Genomic DNA, 314 nt, shown 5'->3' with positions numbered 1-314 from the left:
TGGCGAGGAGCCATTGATGCGCCGAAAGGAGGCCGGCAACCCAACCGGTGGAGGCACAGGCCGACGACAGTTGGATATTTGCATCGACAAGCTCGGCAAACGATCCTTCGTCGCCACCGAAATGGGCAGGCTTGACGATATCGAAATAGCCGGCGGAGCGCAGCAGATCGATATTGCGTGCCGGCACGCGGCCGGATTTTTCCGTATCGCGCGCGCCGGCACGGATCTCTTCCAACACCGGGGCGATACGATCTGCAAGACATGCGTTCTCAACCCGCGCCGAGGCGGGAAACAGGGCAGCTGTATTTTTCATG

Annotated in this window: 1 protein-coding gene; it reads right to left on the bottom strand. The window is 60.2% G+C overall.

Annotated elements, in window-relative coordinates; genetic code table 11:
- On the bottom strand, positions 1–313 hold a 313-nt coding region (locus AF337_RS12170; RefSeq protein WP_342028423.1), incomplete at its 3' end, for an acyl-CoA dehydrogenase family protein.
- Between the last annotated feature and the right edge of the window lies 1 nt (position 314).

The organism is Rhizobium ecuadorense (genome assembly GCF_001187535.1).
GTDB classification, from domain to species: domain Bacteria; phylum Pseudomonadota; class Alphaproteobacteria; order Rhizobiales; family Rhizobiaceae; genus Rhizobium; species Rhizobium ecuadorense.
Note: the sequence above shows the minus strand (reverse complement) of the source record. Positions and strands in the feature narration are given on the sequence as shown.